The organism is Pseudohaliea rubra DSM 19751, assembly GCF_000764025.1.
Classification (GTDB): domain Bacteria; phylum Pseudomonadota; class Gammaproteobacteria; order Pseudomonadales; family Halieaceae; genus Pseudohaliea; species Pseudohaliea rubra.
Window position 1 is genome coordinate 1 of the sequence record NZ_KN234797.1, and the last position, 15578, is coordinate 15578.

Consider the following 15578-nt stretch of genomic DNA (forward strand, 5'->3'; position numbering starts at 1 on the left):
GCAGGACGGCGGGCCGAACCACCTTGCGAGGGGTTCGGCTTCGTCGTCTGTAAACGTTTTACAGGCCAGTAGCTCAATTGGCAGAGCAGCGGTCTCCAAAACCGCAGGTTGGGGGTTCGAGTCCCTCCTGGCCTGCCACTAGTGGCAGGTGCGATCCGAAAGGAACTATGAATGAGTGTGGAAACGCCAGCCAGTCGCTTTGATGCCCTTAAATGGAGCGTCGTCTTTGCGCTGGTCGCCGTGGCCGTGGTAGGCAATAGCTACTTCGCCAACGAGTCGCTGCTTTATCGCGTGCTGGGCATCCTGGTGCTGGCGGCTATGGCCGGCGCCCTGGCGCTGCAGACCGCCAAGGGTGCGGCGTTCTGGTCTCTGGTAAAGGGGTCGCGCACGGAAATCCGCAAGGTGGTGTGGCCGTCCCGCCAGGAGACGGTGCAGACCACGCTGATCGTGGTGGCGTTCGTGCTCGTGGTGGCGCTGATCCTCTGGGGGCTCGACTCCTTCCTGGGTTGGCTCGTGTCCCTGGTTATAGGTTAGGAGAGAAGCTGCCGATGGCAATGCGCTGGTACGTCGTACACGCCTACTCCGGTTACGAGAAAAAAGTGGCCGGGGCCCTCAAGGAGCGGATCGAACTGCATGGGATGCAGGATCGCTTCGGCGACGTCCTGGTGCCCACGGAAGAGGTCGTCGAGATGCGCGCCGGCCAGAAGCGCCGCAGCGAGCGCAAGTTCTTCCCGGGCTACGTGCTGGTGCAGATGGAGCTCGACGACGGCACCTGGCACCTGGTGAAGGAAACGCCTCGGGTGCTCGGCTTCATCGGCGGCAAGGCCGATGCCCCGGCGCCGATCAGCGAGGCCGAGGCCGCCGCGATCCTCAACCGCATCGAGGAAGGCACCGAAGCACCGAGGCCGAAGACCCTGTTCGAGCCGGGCGAAATGGTCCGCGTGGTCGATGGCCCCTTCAACGACTTCAACGGCGTTGTCGAAGAGGTCAACTACGAGAAGAACCGCCTCAACGTGGCGGTGCTTATCTTTGGTCGCTCCACGCCGGTGGAGCTCGAATTCAGCCAGGTCGAAAAGGCCTGAGCAGGCGCGGCGGGGGTTCTGCCCCCGCGGCAACATGGAACGGACGGCTGCGGTCGTCCCATGGGGGAGCCAGCCGGGGCCATCGGGCCGCAGAGCTGGCGCTTGTACCCGGGAGAATGTGAACGATGGCAAAGAAAGTCCAAGCTTATATCAAGCTGCAGGTGCCGGCCGGCCAGGCCAACCCGAGCCCGCCCGTGGGCCCGGCGCTGGGTCAGCATGGTGTCAACATCATGGAGTTCTGCAAGGCCTTCAACGCCGAGACGCAGAGCCTGGAAGCCGGCCTGCCGATTCCGGTGGTGATCACGGTCTACAGCGACCGCTCCTTCACCTTCATCAAGAAGACGCCGCCGGCGTCGGTGCTTCTGCGCAAGATCGCGGGCATCAGCAAGGGTTCCGGCGAGCCGAACACGAAGAAGGTGGGCACGGTGAACCGGGCCCAGCTCGAGGAGGTCGCCCAGCAGAAGTGGCCGGACCTCACGGCAGCCGACATGGATGCGGCGGTGCGTACCATCGCCGGTAGCGCCCGTTCCGCGGGTCTCGACGTTGAGGGGGTGAACTGACATGGCCAAGCTTTCCAAGCGCCTGCGCGCCTACCGCGAAAAAGTCGACGGCACCCGGGCCTACCCGTTCGAGGAAGCCGTCGCGCTGCTCAAGGAGCTGTCGACGGCAAAGTTCAATGAGACCGTGGAAGTGGCGGTCAAGCTCGGCGTGGACGCGCGCAAGTCGGACCAGGCGGTCCGCGGCGCGACGACCCTGCCCCACGGCACCGGCAGTGATGTGCGGGTTGCCGTCTTCACCCAGGGTGAGGCCGCCGACAAGGCGAAAGCCGCCGGCGCCGACCTGGTCGGTATGGAAGAGCTCGCCGAGGAGGTCAAGGGTGGCATGATGGACTTCGACGTCGTCATCGCCTCCCCGGACGCCATGCGCGTGGTCGGCCAGCTGGGCCAGATTCTCGGCCCCCGCGGCCTCATGCCGAACCCGAAGACCGGCACTGTCACGCCGGACGTCGAGACGGCCGTGAAGAACGCCAAGTCCGGCCAGATGCGCTACCGGACCGACAAGAACGGCATCATCCACGGCGGCATCGGCAAGATCAGCTTCGAGGCCGACGCGATCCGCGGCAACCTCGAGGCGGTGCTTGCGGACCTGAAAAAGGCCAAGCCGTCCGCCTCCAAGGGCATCTACATGCGCAAGGTCACCCTGTCCACGACCATGGGGCCGGGCGTGACCATCGATCAGTCGTCGATCGAACTGTAACTGATCCGTGACCGGGGCGCGCAAGCGCCCCGGTCACCGGGCGCCGCCAGGGAGGGTGGTGCTGACGGCCGGCAGGGCACCCACGGAACCTTAAGGGGTGCCGCCCCGGCCAGCTTTGAGGTCTTTGGACAACGCGCCTGGGATGCGTCCCGTCGCTTTGAATTGAAGGCCATCAAAGACCGTAGGTGCGGCGCGCGCAGGCGCGCGGCGTAAATGGGCCCGGCCCGGCCTACGCAGATGGTGGATCCGTTCACCGCGAACGCGGTCGCCGCAGAGGATGGCGGCGACCTCATTTAGCAAAACCAGGAGTAAAGACCAGTGGCAATTGCACTCGAAGACAAGAAGGCGATCGTCGCCGAAGTCAATGAGACCGCCACCAACGCCCTGTCCCTCGTCATTGCGGATGCGCGCGGCGTCTCCGTTGACGGCATGACGGCGCTGCGCAAGGAAGCGCGCGAAAACCAGGTGACCCTCCGCGTCGTGCGGAACACCCTGGCCAAGCGCGCCTTTGAGGGTACGGAATACGAGTGTGTCGCCGACGCGCTGGTAGGTCCGTCCCTGTTCGGGTTTTCCATGGAAGACCCGGGCGCCGCAGCGCGTCTGTTCAAGGAATTCGCCAAGACGAACGACAAGTTCGAGGTGAAGGTGTTGGCGGTGAGCGGCCAGATGCTGGGTGCTGAACAACTGGACGTACTGGCCAAGCTGCCGACCCGCGAGGAAGCCCTGTCCATGCTCATGAGCGTGATGCAGGCCCCGGTAGCAAAGCTGGCACGGACCATGAACGAAGTGCCCGGAAAACTGGTGCGCACACTGGCTGCCGTCCGCGAGCAGAAAGAGCAAGCAGCGGCCTGACCAGCAGTCTAAGCCGGAATCTCAAAGTTACCGTAAACAGGAGTAAGCACAATGGGTATGTCCAAAGACGACATTCTGGAAGCCATCGCCGAAATGAGCGTGATGGAAGTGGTCGAGCTCATCGACGCCATGGAAGAGAAGTTCGGCGTGACCGCCGCAGCGGCTGTTGCCGCAGCGCCGGCTGCAGCCGGTGGTGACGCCGGTGGCGCCGCCGCAGAAGAGCAGACGGAATTTGATGTCATGCTCACCTCTGCCGGCGAGAAGAAGGTCAACGTGATCAAGGTTGTCCGCGCAGTCACGGGCCTCGGCCTGAAGGAAGCCAAGGGCCTGGTCGACGGCGCGCCGTCGGCGGTCAAGGAAGGCGCCTCCAAGGAAGAAGCCGAAGACATCAAGAAGCAACTTGAAGAAGCCGGCGGCTCCGTCGAGCTTAAGTAAGGCGGGTGTTTGTCCGGCCTTCTGCCGGGCATACGAAAGGCTGGTGGGCGATGCCCGCCGGCCTTTTCCCGCTTCTGCGGGACGAATTTATGGGCGGCGCTGCCGCCCGTTGACAGCCCGACAACGGGCTGGCGGACGGTTTCTACGTCCGGGGCATACAATGCTGGGGAGTACTGATGGCCTACTCATACACTGAGAAGAAACGCATTCGCAAGCACTTCGGGCACCTGCCCAGGGTCATGGACGTACCGTTCCTGCTCGCGATTCAACTTGATTCCTATCGCAAGTTCACCCAGCAGGGCGTCTCCGCGGATGAGCGCGACGAATACGGCCTGCACGCCGCGTTCAAAAGCGTTTTCCCCATCGTGTCCTACAGCGGCAACGCCGCCCTGGAGTACGTGGACTACCGCCTCGGCACGCCGGTCTTCGACGTGGCTGAGTGCCAGCTCCGCGGTGTGACCTATTCCTGTGCCCTCCGGGTCAAGGTGCGCCTGATCATCTACGACAAGGAAAGCGCCAACAAGACCATCAAGGACATCAAGGAGCAGGAAGTCTACATGGGGGAGATCCCCCTCATGACGGAAAACGGTACCTTCGTCATCAACGGTACCGAGCGCGTGATCGTGTCCCAGCTGCACCGCTCGCCGGGCGTGTTCTTCGATCACGACAAGGGCAAGACCCACTCCTCGGGCAAGCTGCTTTACTCCGCGCGGATCATCCCCTACCGCGGCTCCTGGCTGGACTTCGAGTTCGACCCGAAGGACATGGTCTATGCCCGTATCGACCGCCGCCGCAAGCTGCCGGCGACGATCCTGCTGCGCGCCCTTGGCTACGAGTCCGAGGAAATCCTCGACATGTTCTTCGACGTGAACACCTTTACCGTCGACGAGGAAGGTACCTACCACATGGCGCTGATCCCCGAGCGCCTGCGCGGTGACGTGGCCTCCTTCGATATCAAGATCGGTCGCAAGGTTGTGGTCGAGCAGGGTCGCCGCATCACCCAGCGCCACATCCGCGAGCTGGAGAAGGCCGACATCAGCGAGCTGGAAATCCCCCGGGAGTACCTCTTCGGCCGCGCCCTGGCAAAGAACAGCGTCGACGAGAACACCGGCGAAGTGCTGGTGGAGTGCAACACCGAGATCACCGAGGAAGTGCTCGCCAGGCTGGAAGCGGCCGGTGTCAAGCGCATCGACACGCTGTACACGAACGAGCTCGACTGCGGGCCCTATATTTCCGAGACCCTGCGCCAGGACCCGACGCGTACGGCGCTCGAGGCGCTGGTGGAAATCTACCGCATGATGCGCCCCGGCGAGCCGCCGACGAAGGAGTCTGCCGAGAACCTGTTCCAGAACCTGTTCTTCTCCGCCGACCGCTACGACCTGTCGGCCGTCGGCCGCATGAAGTTCAACCGCCGCCTGGGCCGCGAGGAGATCACCGGCAGCGGCATCCTCTCCCGCGAGGATATCGTCGATGTGCTGAAAACGCTCATCGGTATCCGCAACGGCAGGGGTATGGTTGACGACATTGACCACCTCGGCAACCGCCGTATCCGCAGCGTCGGCGAGATGGCCGAGAATCAGTTCCGGGTGGGCCTGGTGCGCGTTGAGCGCGCCGTGAAGGAACGCCTGTCCATGGCCGAGAGCGAGGGCCTCATGCCCCAGGACCTCATCAACGCCAAGCCGGTGTCGGCGGCGGTGAAGGAATTCTTCGGCTCCAGCCAGCTGTCCCAGTTCATGGACCAGAACAACCCGCTCTCGGAAGTGACCCACAAGCGCCGCGTCTCGGCCCTCGGCCCCGGCGGCCTGACCCGCGAGCGCGCCGGCTTCGAGGTGCGCGACGTGCACCCGACGCACTACGGCCGGGTCTGTCCCATCGAGACGCCGGAAGGCCCGAACATCGGCCTGATCAACTCCCTGGCGGTTTACGCCCGCACCAACGACTACGGTTTCCTCGAGAGCCCCTACCGTCGTGTGGTGGACGGGCAGGTGACCGACGAGATCGAGTACCTGTCGGCCATCAACGAGGCGGAGCACGTGATCGCCCAGGCCTCGGCGAGCCTCGACAAGAACAACCGCTTCGTCGACGATCTGATCACCGTGCGGCACATGAACGAGTTCAACCTCATGCCGCCGGAGCGCGTGGACTACATGGACGTGTCGCCGCAGCAGGTGGTGTCCGTAGCCGCGGCGCTGATTCCGTTCCTGGAGCACGACGACGCCAACCGCGCCCTCATGGGCTCGAACATGCAGCGCCAGGCCGTGCCGACGCTGCGCAGCGAGAAGCCCCTGGTGGGCACCGGCATGGAGCGCTTTGTGGCCGCCGACTCCGGCGTCTGCGTGGTCGCGCGCCGCAGCGGTGTCATCGACTCCGTGGACGCCAGCCGCATTGTGGTGCGGGTGGACGACGCCGCCGTGGGCCCCGACGAGGCCCCGGTGGACATTTACAACCTCACCAAGTACACGCGTTCCAACCAGAACACCTGCATCAATCAGCGGCCGATCGTCAGCCGCGGTGACCAGGTGGCGCGCGGCGACATCCTGGCCGACGGCCCGTCCATTGATATGGGCGAGCTGGCCCTGGGCCAGAACATGCGCATCGCGTTCATGCCCTGGAACGGCTACAACTTCGAGGATTCGATTCTCGTCTCCGAGCGGGTGGTCAAGGAAGATCGTTTCACCACCATCCACATCCAGGAGCTGACCTGTATCGCCCGGGACACCAAGCTCGGACCGGAGGAGATCTCTTCGGATATCCCCAACGTCGGCGAGAGCGCCCTGGCCAAGCTCGATGAGTCCGGCATCGTCTATATCGGTGCCGAGGTGGACGCCGGTGACATCCTCGTGGGCAAGGTCACGCCGAAGGGCGAGACCCAGCTCACCCCGGAGGAAAAACTGCTCCGCGCGATCTTCGGCGAAAAGGCGTCTGACGTGAAGGACACCTCCCTGCGCGTACCGTCCAGCACCAAGGGCACGGTCATCGACGTACAGGTGTTCACCCGCGACGGCCTGGAGAAGGACGCCCGCGCCCAGCAGATCGAGAAGATGCAGCTCGACGAGTTCCGCAAGGACCTCAAGGAGGAATACCGCATCTTCGAGGAGGCGACCTTTGCGCGCCTGGCGAACCTGCTCAAGGGCAAGAAGACCGTCAGCGGCGGCGGCCTGGCCAAGGGCACGGCACTCACCGAGAAGGTGCTGGCCGAGCTCGACCGCGAGCAGCTGCTCAAGCTCAAGCTCTCCGAGAGCGAGCTGAACGACGCCCTGGCCTCCGCGTCCCGGCAGCTCGAGGAGCAGAACAAGTTGCTCGAGGAGCGCTTTGAGGACAAGAAGCGCAAGCTGCAGAGCGGCGACGACCTCGCCCCGGGCGTGCTCAAGATCGTCAAGGTCTACCTGGCGGTGAAGCGTCGCATCCAGCCCGGCGACAAGATGGCGGGCCGGCACGGCAACAAGGGCGTGATCTCCGTGATCATGCCCGTGGAGGACATGCCCTTCGACGAGCATGGGGAGCCGGTGGATATCGTGCTCAACCCCCTCGGCGTGCCGTCGCGCATGAACGTGGGCCAGATCCTGGAGACGCACCTCGGCATGGCTGCCAAGGGTCTCGGCGACAAGATCAACCTCATGGTTCAGGAGCAGCGCAAGGCGGCGGAGCTGCGTCAGTTCCTCGACTCGATCTACAACAACGGCGCCGGCCGGCCGGAGAACTTCGGCGAGCTTAGCGACGACGAGGTCCTCGCCCTGGCGAAGAACCTTTCCGGCGGCGTGCCCATGGCCACGCCGGCCTTCGACGGCGCCCAGGAGGAGTCCATCAAGGCACTCCTGGAGCTCGCGGATATGCCCCAGAGCGGTCAGTTCACGCTCTACGACGGCCGCAGTGGCGATGCCTTCGACCGGTCGGTGACGGTCGGCTACATGTACATGTTGAAGCTGAACCACCTCGTGGACGACAAGATGCACGCCCGTTCCACGGGCTCCTACAGCCTGGTTACCCAGCAGCCGCTGGGCGGCAAGGCGCAGTTCGGCGGCCAGCGCTTCGGCGAGATGGAGGTGTGGGCCCTGGAGGCCTACGGCGCCGCGTACACGCTGCAGGAGATGCTCACGGTGAAGTCCGACGACGTGGCGGGCCGCACCAAGATGTACAAGAACATCGTCGATGGGGACCATCGCATGGAGCCGGGCATGCCCGAGTCCTTCAACGTGCTGGTCAAGGAAATCCGTTCCCTCGGTATCGATATCGAGCTGGAGAACGATTGAGCCCGCACTGCACCGCGAATGGACAGGGTCCTGGAGGCGCCACCCGCGCCTCCGGCCCGCAACACCTCTTGGAGGATAGGCCTTGAAAGACTTACTGAACCTGCTCAAGTCCCAGGGACAGACGGACGAATTCGATTCCATCCGCATCGGCCTGGCGTCGTCGGATATGATCCGCTCCTGGTCCTACGGCGAAGTCAAAAAGCCGGAAACGATCAACTACCGCACCTTCAAACCGGAGCGGGACGGTCTGTTCTGCGCGAAGATCTTCGGCCCGGTGAAGGACTACGAGTGCCTTTGCGGCAAGTACAAGCGGCTCAAGCACCGCGGTGTGATCTGCGAGAAGTGCGGCGTTGAAGTCGCCCTCGCCAAGGTCCGCCGCGAGCGCATGGGCCACATTGAGCTTGCCAGCCCCGTGGCCCACATCTGGTTCCTGAAGTCCCTGCCGTCGCGCATCGGGCTGCTGCTGGACATGACCCTGCGTGATATCGAGCGCGTGCTCTACTTCGAGTCCTATATCGTGACGGACCCGGGGATGACCACCCTCGAGCACGCCCAGCTGCTCACCGACGAGCAGTACTACGAGGCGATGGAAGAGTTCGGTGACGAGTTCACGGCGAAGATGGGCGCCGAGGCCGTGCAGGATCTCATGAAGCAGATCGACATCAACGGTGAGATCGCCCAGCTGCGCGAGGAAATCCCGCAGACGAACTCCGAAACCAAGATCAAGAAACTGTCCAAGCGGCTGAAGCTGCTCGAGGCCTTTGCCGGCTCCGGCAACAAGCCCGAGTGGATGGTGCTCAACGCGCTGCCGGTGCTGCCGCCGGACCTGCGCCCGCTGGTGCCGCTGGACGGCGGCCGCTTTGCGACCTCGGACCTCAACGATCTGTACCGCCGGGTGATCAACCGCAACAACCGCCTCAAGCGGCTGCTGGACCTGAACGCCCCGGACATCATCGTGCGCAACGAAAAGCGCATGCTGCAGGAAGCAGTGGACGCGCTGCTCGACAACGGCCGCCGCGGCCGCGCCATCACCGGCTCCAACAAGCGCCCGCTGAAGTCCCTGGCCGACATGATCAAGGGCAAGCAGGGCCGTTTCCGCCAGAACCTCCTCGGCAAGCGCGTGGACTATTCCGGCCGGTCGGTGATCGTGGTCGGCCCGACGCTCCGGCTGCACCAGTGCGGCCTGCCCAAGAAGATGGCTCTGGAACTGTTCAAGCCCTTTATCTTCGGCAAGCTGGAAGCGCGGGGCCTGGCGACTACCATCAAGGCTGCCAAGAAGATGGTCGAGCGCGAGCCGCCGGAGGTGTGGGACATCCTCGCCGAGGTCATCCGTGAGCACCCGGTGCTGCTGAACCGCGCACCGACGCTGCACCGCCTGGGTATCCAGGCCTTCGAGCCGGTGCTCATCGAGGGCAAGGCGATCCAGCTGCACCCGCTGGTCTGCGCCGCTTACAACGCCGACTTCGATGGTGACCAGATGGCCGTGCACGTGCCCCTGACGCTGGAAGCCCAGCTCGAGGCCCGGGCGCTGATGATGTCCACCAACAACATCCTGTCGCCGGCGAACGGCGAGCCGATCATTGTGCCGTCCCAGGACGTGGTGCTCGGGCTCTACTACATGACCCGCGAGCGCATTGCCGCCAAGGGCGAGGGCCGGGCCTTCTCCAGCGTGGCCGAGGTGCACCGCGCCTACTACGCCGGCCAGGTTCACCTGCAGGCGCGGATCCGTGTGCGCATCAGCGAAATGGTCATCGGTGACGACGGCGAGCGCGAGTCGCGCGCTTTCCTCGCCGAGACCACCGTCGGCCGGGCACTCCTCTGGGAGATCGTTCCCTCCGGCATCGCCTTTGCCATGGTCAACCAGCCCATGGCCAAGCGCGCCATCTCGCAGATCATCAACCAGTGCTACCGGGCCGTGGGCCTGAAGGCGACCGTTATCTTTGCCGACCAGCTCATGTACATGGGCTATGACTTCTCCACCCGCTCCGGTGCCTCCATCGGCGTCAACGACTTCGAGATCCCGGAAGAGAAGACGCGCATCATCGACGGCGCCGAGGCCGAGGTGAAGGAGATCGAGGACCAGTTCGCTGCGGGCCTTGTCACCGCCGGCGAGAAGTACAACAAGGTCATCGACATCTGGTCCCGGGCGAACGACCTGGTGTCCAAGTCCATGATGGAAGGCCTCTCCAAGGAGAAGGTCATCAATCGCGATGGCGAGGAGGAGGAACAGGCGTCCTTCAACTCCGTCTTCATCTACGCCGACTCCGGTGCCCGGGGCTCCCCCGCTCAGATCCGCCAGCTTGCCGGTATGCGCGGTCTCATGGCCAAGCCGGACGGCTCCATCATCGAGACACCGATTACCGCGAACTTCCGCGAGGGTCTGAACGTACTGCAGTACTTCATCTCCACCCACGGCGCCCGCAAGGGCCTGGCGGACACGGCGCTCAAGACGGCCAACTCCGGCTACCTGACCCGTCGCCTGGTCGACGTGGCCCAGGATCTGGTGGTCACGGAAGAGGACTGCGGCACGGATCGCGGCCTGCTCATGACGCCGGTAATCGACGGTGGCGACATCATCGAGTCCCTCGGTGACCGGGTCCTCGGCCGTACCGTCGCCCGCGACGTGATCAAGCCGGGCACGGAAGACGAGATTGCCGTTACCGCCGGCACCATGCTCGATGAGCTGTGGATCCGCCGCCTCGAGGAAATGGGCATCGACGAGGTGGAGGTGCGTTCGCCGATCACCTGCGAGACCCGCCACGGTATCTGTTCGTCCTGCTACGGCCGGGACCTCGCCCGGGGCCACAAGGTCAACAACGGCGAGGCCATCGGCGTAGTCGCGGCCCAGTCCATCGGCGAGCCGGGTACCCAGCTCACCATGCGGACCTTCCACATCGGCGGCGCCGCGAGCCGGGCCACGGCCCAGGACAATATCCAGATCATCAACGATGGTACGGTGCGCCTGCACAACGTGAAGGTGGTCGAGCGTCAGGACGACAACCTGATCGCCGTATCCCGCTCCGGTGAACTGTCCATCCTCGACCGCATGGGCCGGGAGCGGGAGCGCTACAAGCTGCCCTACGGTGCCATCATCAAGGTGGGCGACAACGCCGAGGTGAGTGCCGGTGACGTGGTCGCCAGCTGGGACCCGCACACCCACCCGATCATCACCGAGGTGGCCGGTACGGTGAAGTTCTCCGGGATGGACGAGGGCATCACCATCAAGCGTCAGACGGACGAGCTCACGGGCCTGTCCAGCATCGAGGTGATGGACGCGTCCGAGCGCCCGGCGGCCGGCAAGGACATCCGCCCGGCGATCACCCTGGTGGACGACAACGGCGAGGAGCTGTGCCTTGCGGACACCAATGTGCCCGCGCACTACTTCATGCCGCCCGGCGCCCTGGTGGGCATCGAGGATGGCATCCGCGTTGAGGTTGGCGACGTTATTGCCCGTATCCCGCAGGAAGGCTCCAAGACCCGGGACATCACCGGTGGTCTGCCGCGGGTGGCGGATCTGTTCGAGGCGCGCAAGCCGAAGGAACCGGCCATCCTGGCCGAGATCTCCGGCACCGTCAGCTTCGGCAAGGAAACCAAGGGCAAGCGTCGCCTTATTATCACCCCCTCCGACGGCAAGCCGCTGCCCGATGGCTCGGACCATTACGAGGCGCTGATTCCGAAGTGGCGCAACCTCTCGATCTTCGAGGGCGAGTCCGTGCAGAAGGGCGAGACGATCTCGGAAGGGCCCATGAGCCCCCACGATATCCTGCGCCTGCAGGGCATCGAGGCGCTGGCGAAGTACATCGTCAACGAGATTCAGGAGGTTTACCGCCTCCAGGGTGTGAAGATCAACGACAAGCACATCGAGGTGATCGTTCGCCAGATGCTGCGCAAGGTTGTGGTTACCTCCGCCGGCGACTCGGAGTTCATCAAGGGCGAGCAGATCGAGTACGTGGCCTTCCTCGAGGAGAACGAGCGTCTTCTCGCCGACGGCAAAGTGCCCGCCAATGGCGAGCGCGAGCTGCTGGGTATCACCAAGGCCTCCCTGGCGACCGAGAGCTTCATCTCTGCGGCCTCCTTCCAGGAGACCACCCGTGTCCTCACGGAAGCGGCGGTCACCGGCAAGCGGGATTACCTGCGCGGCCTGAAGGAAAACGTGGTTGTCGGCCGCCTGATCCCCGCGGGAACGGGCCTGACCTACCACGAAGACCGCAAGCGCAAGCGCGCGGAAGCGGAGGAGTTCTCCGTGTCTGCCCAGGACATCGAGGCCGCGCTCACCGAAGCGCTGCAGGAAGGGGGTCACGGCGAGTAAGCCACGCCCCGCAGAGGTTGCTTGACGCCCCGCGGGGGCGTCTATAGAATGCCGCCTCCTCTTTTGGGGGGTGGCTTCGCTCGTCCTGTCGAAGCAGCCGCGCTGCGGTGGCCGACGGGGCCGGAGGGGCGCACGCGCCCGTGAATGGATTTTTTGGAGATACAGACAGTAATGGCAACGATCAACCAACTGGTTCGTAAGCCGAGGAAGCGCAAGGTCGAGAAGAGCGACGTGCCGGCCCTCCAGGCCTGTCCGCAGCGTCGCGGCGTGTGCACCCGGGTGTACACGACGACCCCGAAGAAGCCGAACTCCGCCCTGCGCAAGGTCTGCCGGGTGCGTCTCACCAACGGCTATGAGGTCTCCTCGTACATCGGCGGTGAAGGGCACAACCTGCAGGAGCACAGCGTGGTGCTGATTCGCGGCGGCCGGGTCAAGGACCTGCCGGGCGTGCGTTACCACACGGTGCGCGGCAGCCTTGACACCTCCGGGGTGTCGGATCGCCGTCAGGGCCGTTCCAAGTACGGCGCCAAGCGTCCGAAGTAATGCTTCCCGGGGGCGGACGCAGGGCGCCTGCCCCGGAAACAACAACGCAGTCGATACTGCAGTAAGGCCGGACCCCTGCCTCCCCCGCAAGTGGCAGGTCGGTGTCCGGGTAACCTGAAGAGAGAAGGTACTACTCATGCCGAGAAGAAGAGTCGTCGCCAAGCGCGAGGTGTTGCCCGATCCCAAGTACGGGAACATCACGCTGGCAAAGTTCATGAACCACGTCATGGTCAGCGGTAAGAAGTCCGTCGCTGAAGGCATCGTTTACGGCGCCCTGGACCTGGTCAACGAGCGCCTGACCCGGGACCCGATCGAGGTCTTCGACGAGGCCCTCGAGAACATCGCGCCCATGGTCGAGGTGAAGTCCCGCCGGGTCGGTGGCGCCACCTACCAGGTGCCCGTTGAAGTGCGTCCCTCCCGTCGTGTGGCGCTGTCCATGCGCTGGCTGGTGGAGCACGCGCGCAACCGCGGCGAGAAGTCCATGCGCCAGCGCCTGGCCGGCGAGATCATCGATGCCGCTCAGGGCAAGGGCAACGCCGTGCGCAAGCGCGAAGACGTGCACCGCATGGCCGAGGCGAACAAGGCCTTCTCGCACTACCGGTTCTGAAGCAACCGCCCGACAACCTGTTAATGGGGATTAGATTGTGGCTCGTAAAACACCGATAGCCAGGTATCGCAACATCGGTATCTGCGCGCACGTGGACGCCGGCAAGACGACGACCACCGAGCGCGTGCTGTTCTACACCGGCCTCTCGCACAAGATCGGCGAGGTGCACGACGGCGCGGCCACCATGGACTGGATGGAGCAGGAGCAGGAGCGGGGTATCACCATCACCTCGGCTGCAACGACCTGTTTCTGGCAGGGTATGGACCAGCAGTTCGACCAGCATCGCATCAATATCATCGACACCCCCGGGCACGTCGACTTCACTATCGAGGTAGAGCGCTCCCTGCGGGTGCTCGACGGCGCCGTGGTCGTGCTTTGCGGCTCCTCCGGCGTCCAGCCGCAGACCGAGACGGTCTGGCGGCAGGCGAATAAGTACGAAGTACCGCGCATGGTTTTCGTCAACAAGATGGATCGCGCCGGCGCCAACTTCCGCTGGGTCGTGGAGCAGCTGCGTGAGCGCCTCGGCGCCAACGCCGTGCCCCTGCAGATGACTATCGGTGCTGAAGAAGAGTTCAAGGGCGTTATCGATCTGGTCAAGAACAAGGCCATCCTCTGGAATGAAGAGGATATGGGCATGACCTACGAGTACGGCGAGATCCCCGCGGACATCGCCGATGAAGTCGCCGAGATGCGCGAGTACATGGTCGAGGCTGCGGCCGAGGCCAGCGAAGCGCTCATGGAGAAGTACCTCGAGGGCGGTGAGCTCAGCGAGGAGGAGATCAAACAGGGCATCCGGGCGCGCACCATCGCCAACGAAATCGTGCCGGTCCTCGGCGGCTCTGCCTTCAAGAACAAGGGCGTGCAGGCCATGCTCGACGCAGTCGTCGAGTTCCTGCCGGCCCCGACCGAGGTGAAGGCCATCGAGGGCACCCTGGACGACGGCGAGACCGTCGAGACCCGGGAAGCCGACGATGAGGCGCCCTTCGCTGCGCTGGCCTTCAAGATCGCCACGGACCCCTTTGTGGGCACGCTGACCTTCTTCCGCGTGTATTCCGGCAAGCTGGAGAGCGGCACGGCGGTGTTCAACTCCGTCAAGAGCAAGAAAGAGCGCGTGGGCCGCATGGTGCAGATGCACTCCAGCTCCCGCGAGGAGATCAAGGAAGTGCTCGCCGGCGATATCGCCGCGGCCGTGGGCCTCAAGGACGTCACCACCGGTGACACGCTCTGCGCCCAGGACAAGCCGATCATCCTCGAGCGCATGGAGTTCCCGGAGCCGGTGATCTCCGTGGCCGTGGAGCCGAAGTCCAAGGCGGACCAGGAAAAGATGGGTATCGCCCTCGGCAAGCTGGCGCAGGAGGATCCGTCCTTCCGTGTCAAGACTGATGAGGAGACGGGGCAGACCATCATCTCCGGCATGGGTGAGCTGCACCTCGACATCATCGTCGACCGCATGCGCCGCGAGTTCAACGTGGAGGCCAACATCGGCAAGCCCCAGGTGGCCTACCGCGAGGCCATCCGCAACACCTCCGAAATCGAAGGCAAGTTCGTTCGTCAGTCCGGCGGTCGCGGCCAGTACGGCCACGTCTGGGTCAAGTTCGAGCCGGGCGAAGATGCCGATGCCGAGGGTCTCGAGTTCGTCAATGCCATCGTCGGTGGTGTGGTGCCGAAGGAATACATTCCGGCGGTGCAGAAGGGTATCGAGGAGCAGATGCAGAACGGCGTACTCGCCGGCTACCCGCTTCTGGGCCTGAAAGCGACCCTGTACGACGGCTCCTTCCACGACGTGGATTCCAACGAGATGGCGTTCAAGATCGCCGCCTCCATGGCCACAAAGAAGCTGGCGCAGCAGGGCGGTGCCGTGCTCCTCGAGCCGGTGATGAAGGTCGAGGTGGTGACGCCGGAGGAGAACATGGGCGACGTGGTCGGCGACCTCAACCGGCGCCGCGGCCTGATCTCCGGCATGGACGAGACGCCGGCGGGCAAGGTGGTCAACGCCGAGGTGCCGCTGGCCGAGATGTTCGGCTACGCGACGGACCTGCGCAGCGCGACCCAGGGCCGCGCCACCTACACGATGGAGTTCGCCAAGTATTCCGAGGCGCCGAACAACATCGCTGAAGAGATCGTCGCCAAGAACAAATCCTGATGGCTTTTTCCGATACTGACTTTTTGTTTGAGAGGTGATTCAAAGTGGGAAAGGAAACTTTTGAGCGTGACAAGCCCCACGTCAACGTGGGCACCATCGG

The 15578-nt window shown here is 64.3% G+C and carries 11 protein-coding genes and 1 tRNA gene; all 12 read left to right on the plus strand.

Annotated features, from left to right (window positions below):
- The first annotated feature begins 62 nt into the window (after window positions 1-62).
- The 12 genes from HRUBRA_RS13470 (at window position 63) to fusA (ending at window position 15478) form a co-directional block, all read left to right on the plus strand.
- Window positions 63-138, plus strand: a tRNA-Trp gene (locus tag HRUBRA_RS13470).
- Window positions 139-171: 33 nt separating this feature from the next.
- On the plus strand, window positions 172-534 hold the full coding sequence (gene secE, locus HRUBRA_RS13475; protein ID WP_035518005.1) for a preprotein translocase subunit SecE: 363 nt from the start codon (window positions 172-174) through the stop codon (window positions 532-534).
- Between the two features lie 14 nt (window positions 535-548).
- Complete coding sequence (gene nusG, locus HRUBRA_RS13480) at window positions 549-1082, plus strand: transcription termination/antitermination protein NusG (RefSeq protein WP_035518007.1); 534 nt, start codon at window positions 549-551, stop codon at window positions 1080-1082.
- Window positions 1083-1207: 125 nt separating this feature from the next.
- Entirely contained in the window at window positions 1208-1642 is a 435-nt protein-coding gene (gene rplK / locus HRUBRA_RS13485; protein ID WP_035518008.1) for a 50S ribosomal protein L11, read from the plus strand.
- A gap of 1 nt (window position 1643) precedes the next feature.
- Window positions 1644-2339, plus strand: coding sequence for a 50S ribosomal protein L1 (rplA, locus tag HRUBRA_RS13490; protein WP_035518009.1), 696 nt, complete (start codon window positions 1644-1646; stop codon window positions 2337-2339).
- Between the two features lie 318 nt (window positions 2340-2657).
- The gene (rplJ, locus tag HRUBRA_RS13495) at window positions 2658-3191 is read left to right on the plus strand and encodes a 50S ribosomal protein L10 (RefSeq protein WP_035518011.1); all 534 of its coding nucleotides are present in this window, start codon (window positions 2658-2660) and stop codon (window positions 3189-3191) included.
- Between the two features lie 51 nt (window positions 3192-3242).
- Complete coding sequence (rplL, locus tag HRUBRA_RS13500; RefSeq protein ID WP_035518012.1) at window positions 3243-3626, plus strand: 50S ribosomal protein L7/L12; 384 nt, start codon at window positions 3243-3245, stop codon at window positions 3624-3626.
- Between the two features lie 176 nt (window positions 3627-3802).
- On the plus strand, window positions 3803-7876 hold the full coding sequence (gene rpoB / locus HRUBRA_RS13505) for a DNA-directed RNA polymerase subunit beta (protein WP_035518014.1): 4074 nt from the start codon (window positions 3803-3805) through the stop codon (window positions 7874-7876).
- Between the two features lie 82 nt (window positions 7877-7958).
- The gene (rpoC, locus tag HRUBRA_RS13510; RefSeq protein ID WP_035518016.1) at window positions 7959-12185 is read left to right on the plus strand and encodes a DNA-directed RNA polymerase subunit beta'; all 4227 of its coding nucleotides are present in this window, start codon (window positions 7959-7961) and stop codon (window positions 12183-12185) included.
- A 171-nt stretch (window positions 12186-12356) separates the two neighbouring features.
- A complete protein-coding gene (rpsL, locus tag HRUBRA_RS13515; protein ID WP_035518018.1) occupies window positions 12357-12728 on the plus strand; it encodes a 30S ribosomal protein S12 in 372 nt (123 codons plus the stop codon).
- A 136-nt stretch (window positions 12729-12864) separates the two neighbouring features.
- Window positions 12865-13335 (plus strand): 30S ribosomal protein S7, encoded by a 471-nt coding sequence (gene rpsG, locus HRUBRA_RS13520; RefSeq protein ID WP_035518019.1) that lies wholly within the window; start codon window positions 12865-12867, stop codon window positions 13333-13335.
- 37 nt (window positions 13336-13372) lie between these two features.
- The gene (fusA, locus tag HRUBRA_RS13525; RefSeq protein ID WP_035518021.1) at window positions 13373-15478 is read left to right on the plus strand and encodes an elongation factor G; all 2106 of its coding nucleotides are present in this window, start codon (window positions 13373-13375) and stop codon (window positions 15476-15478) included.
- Window positions 15479-15578 lie beyond the last annotated feature (100 nt).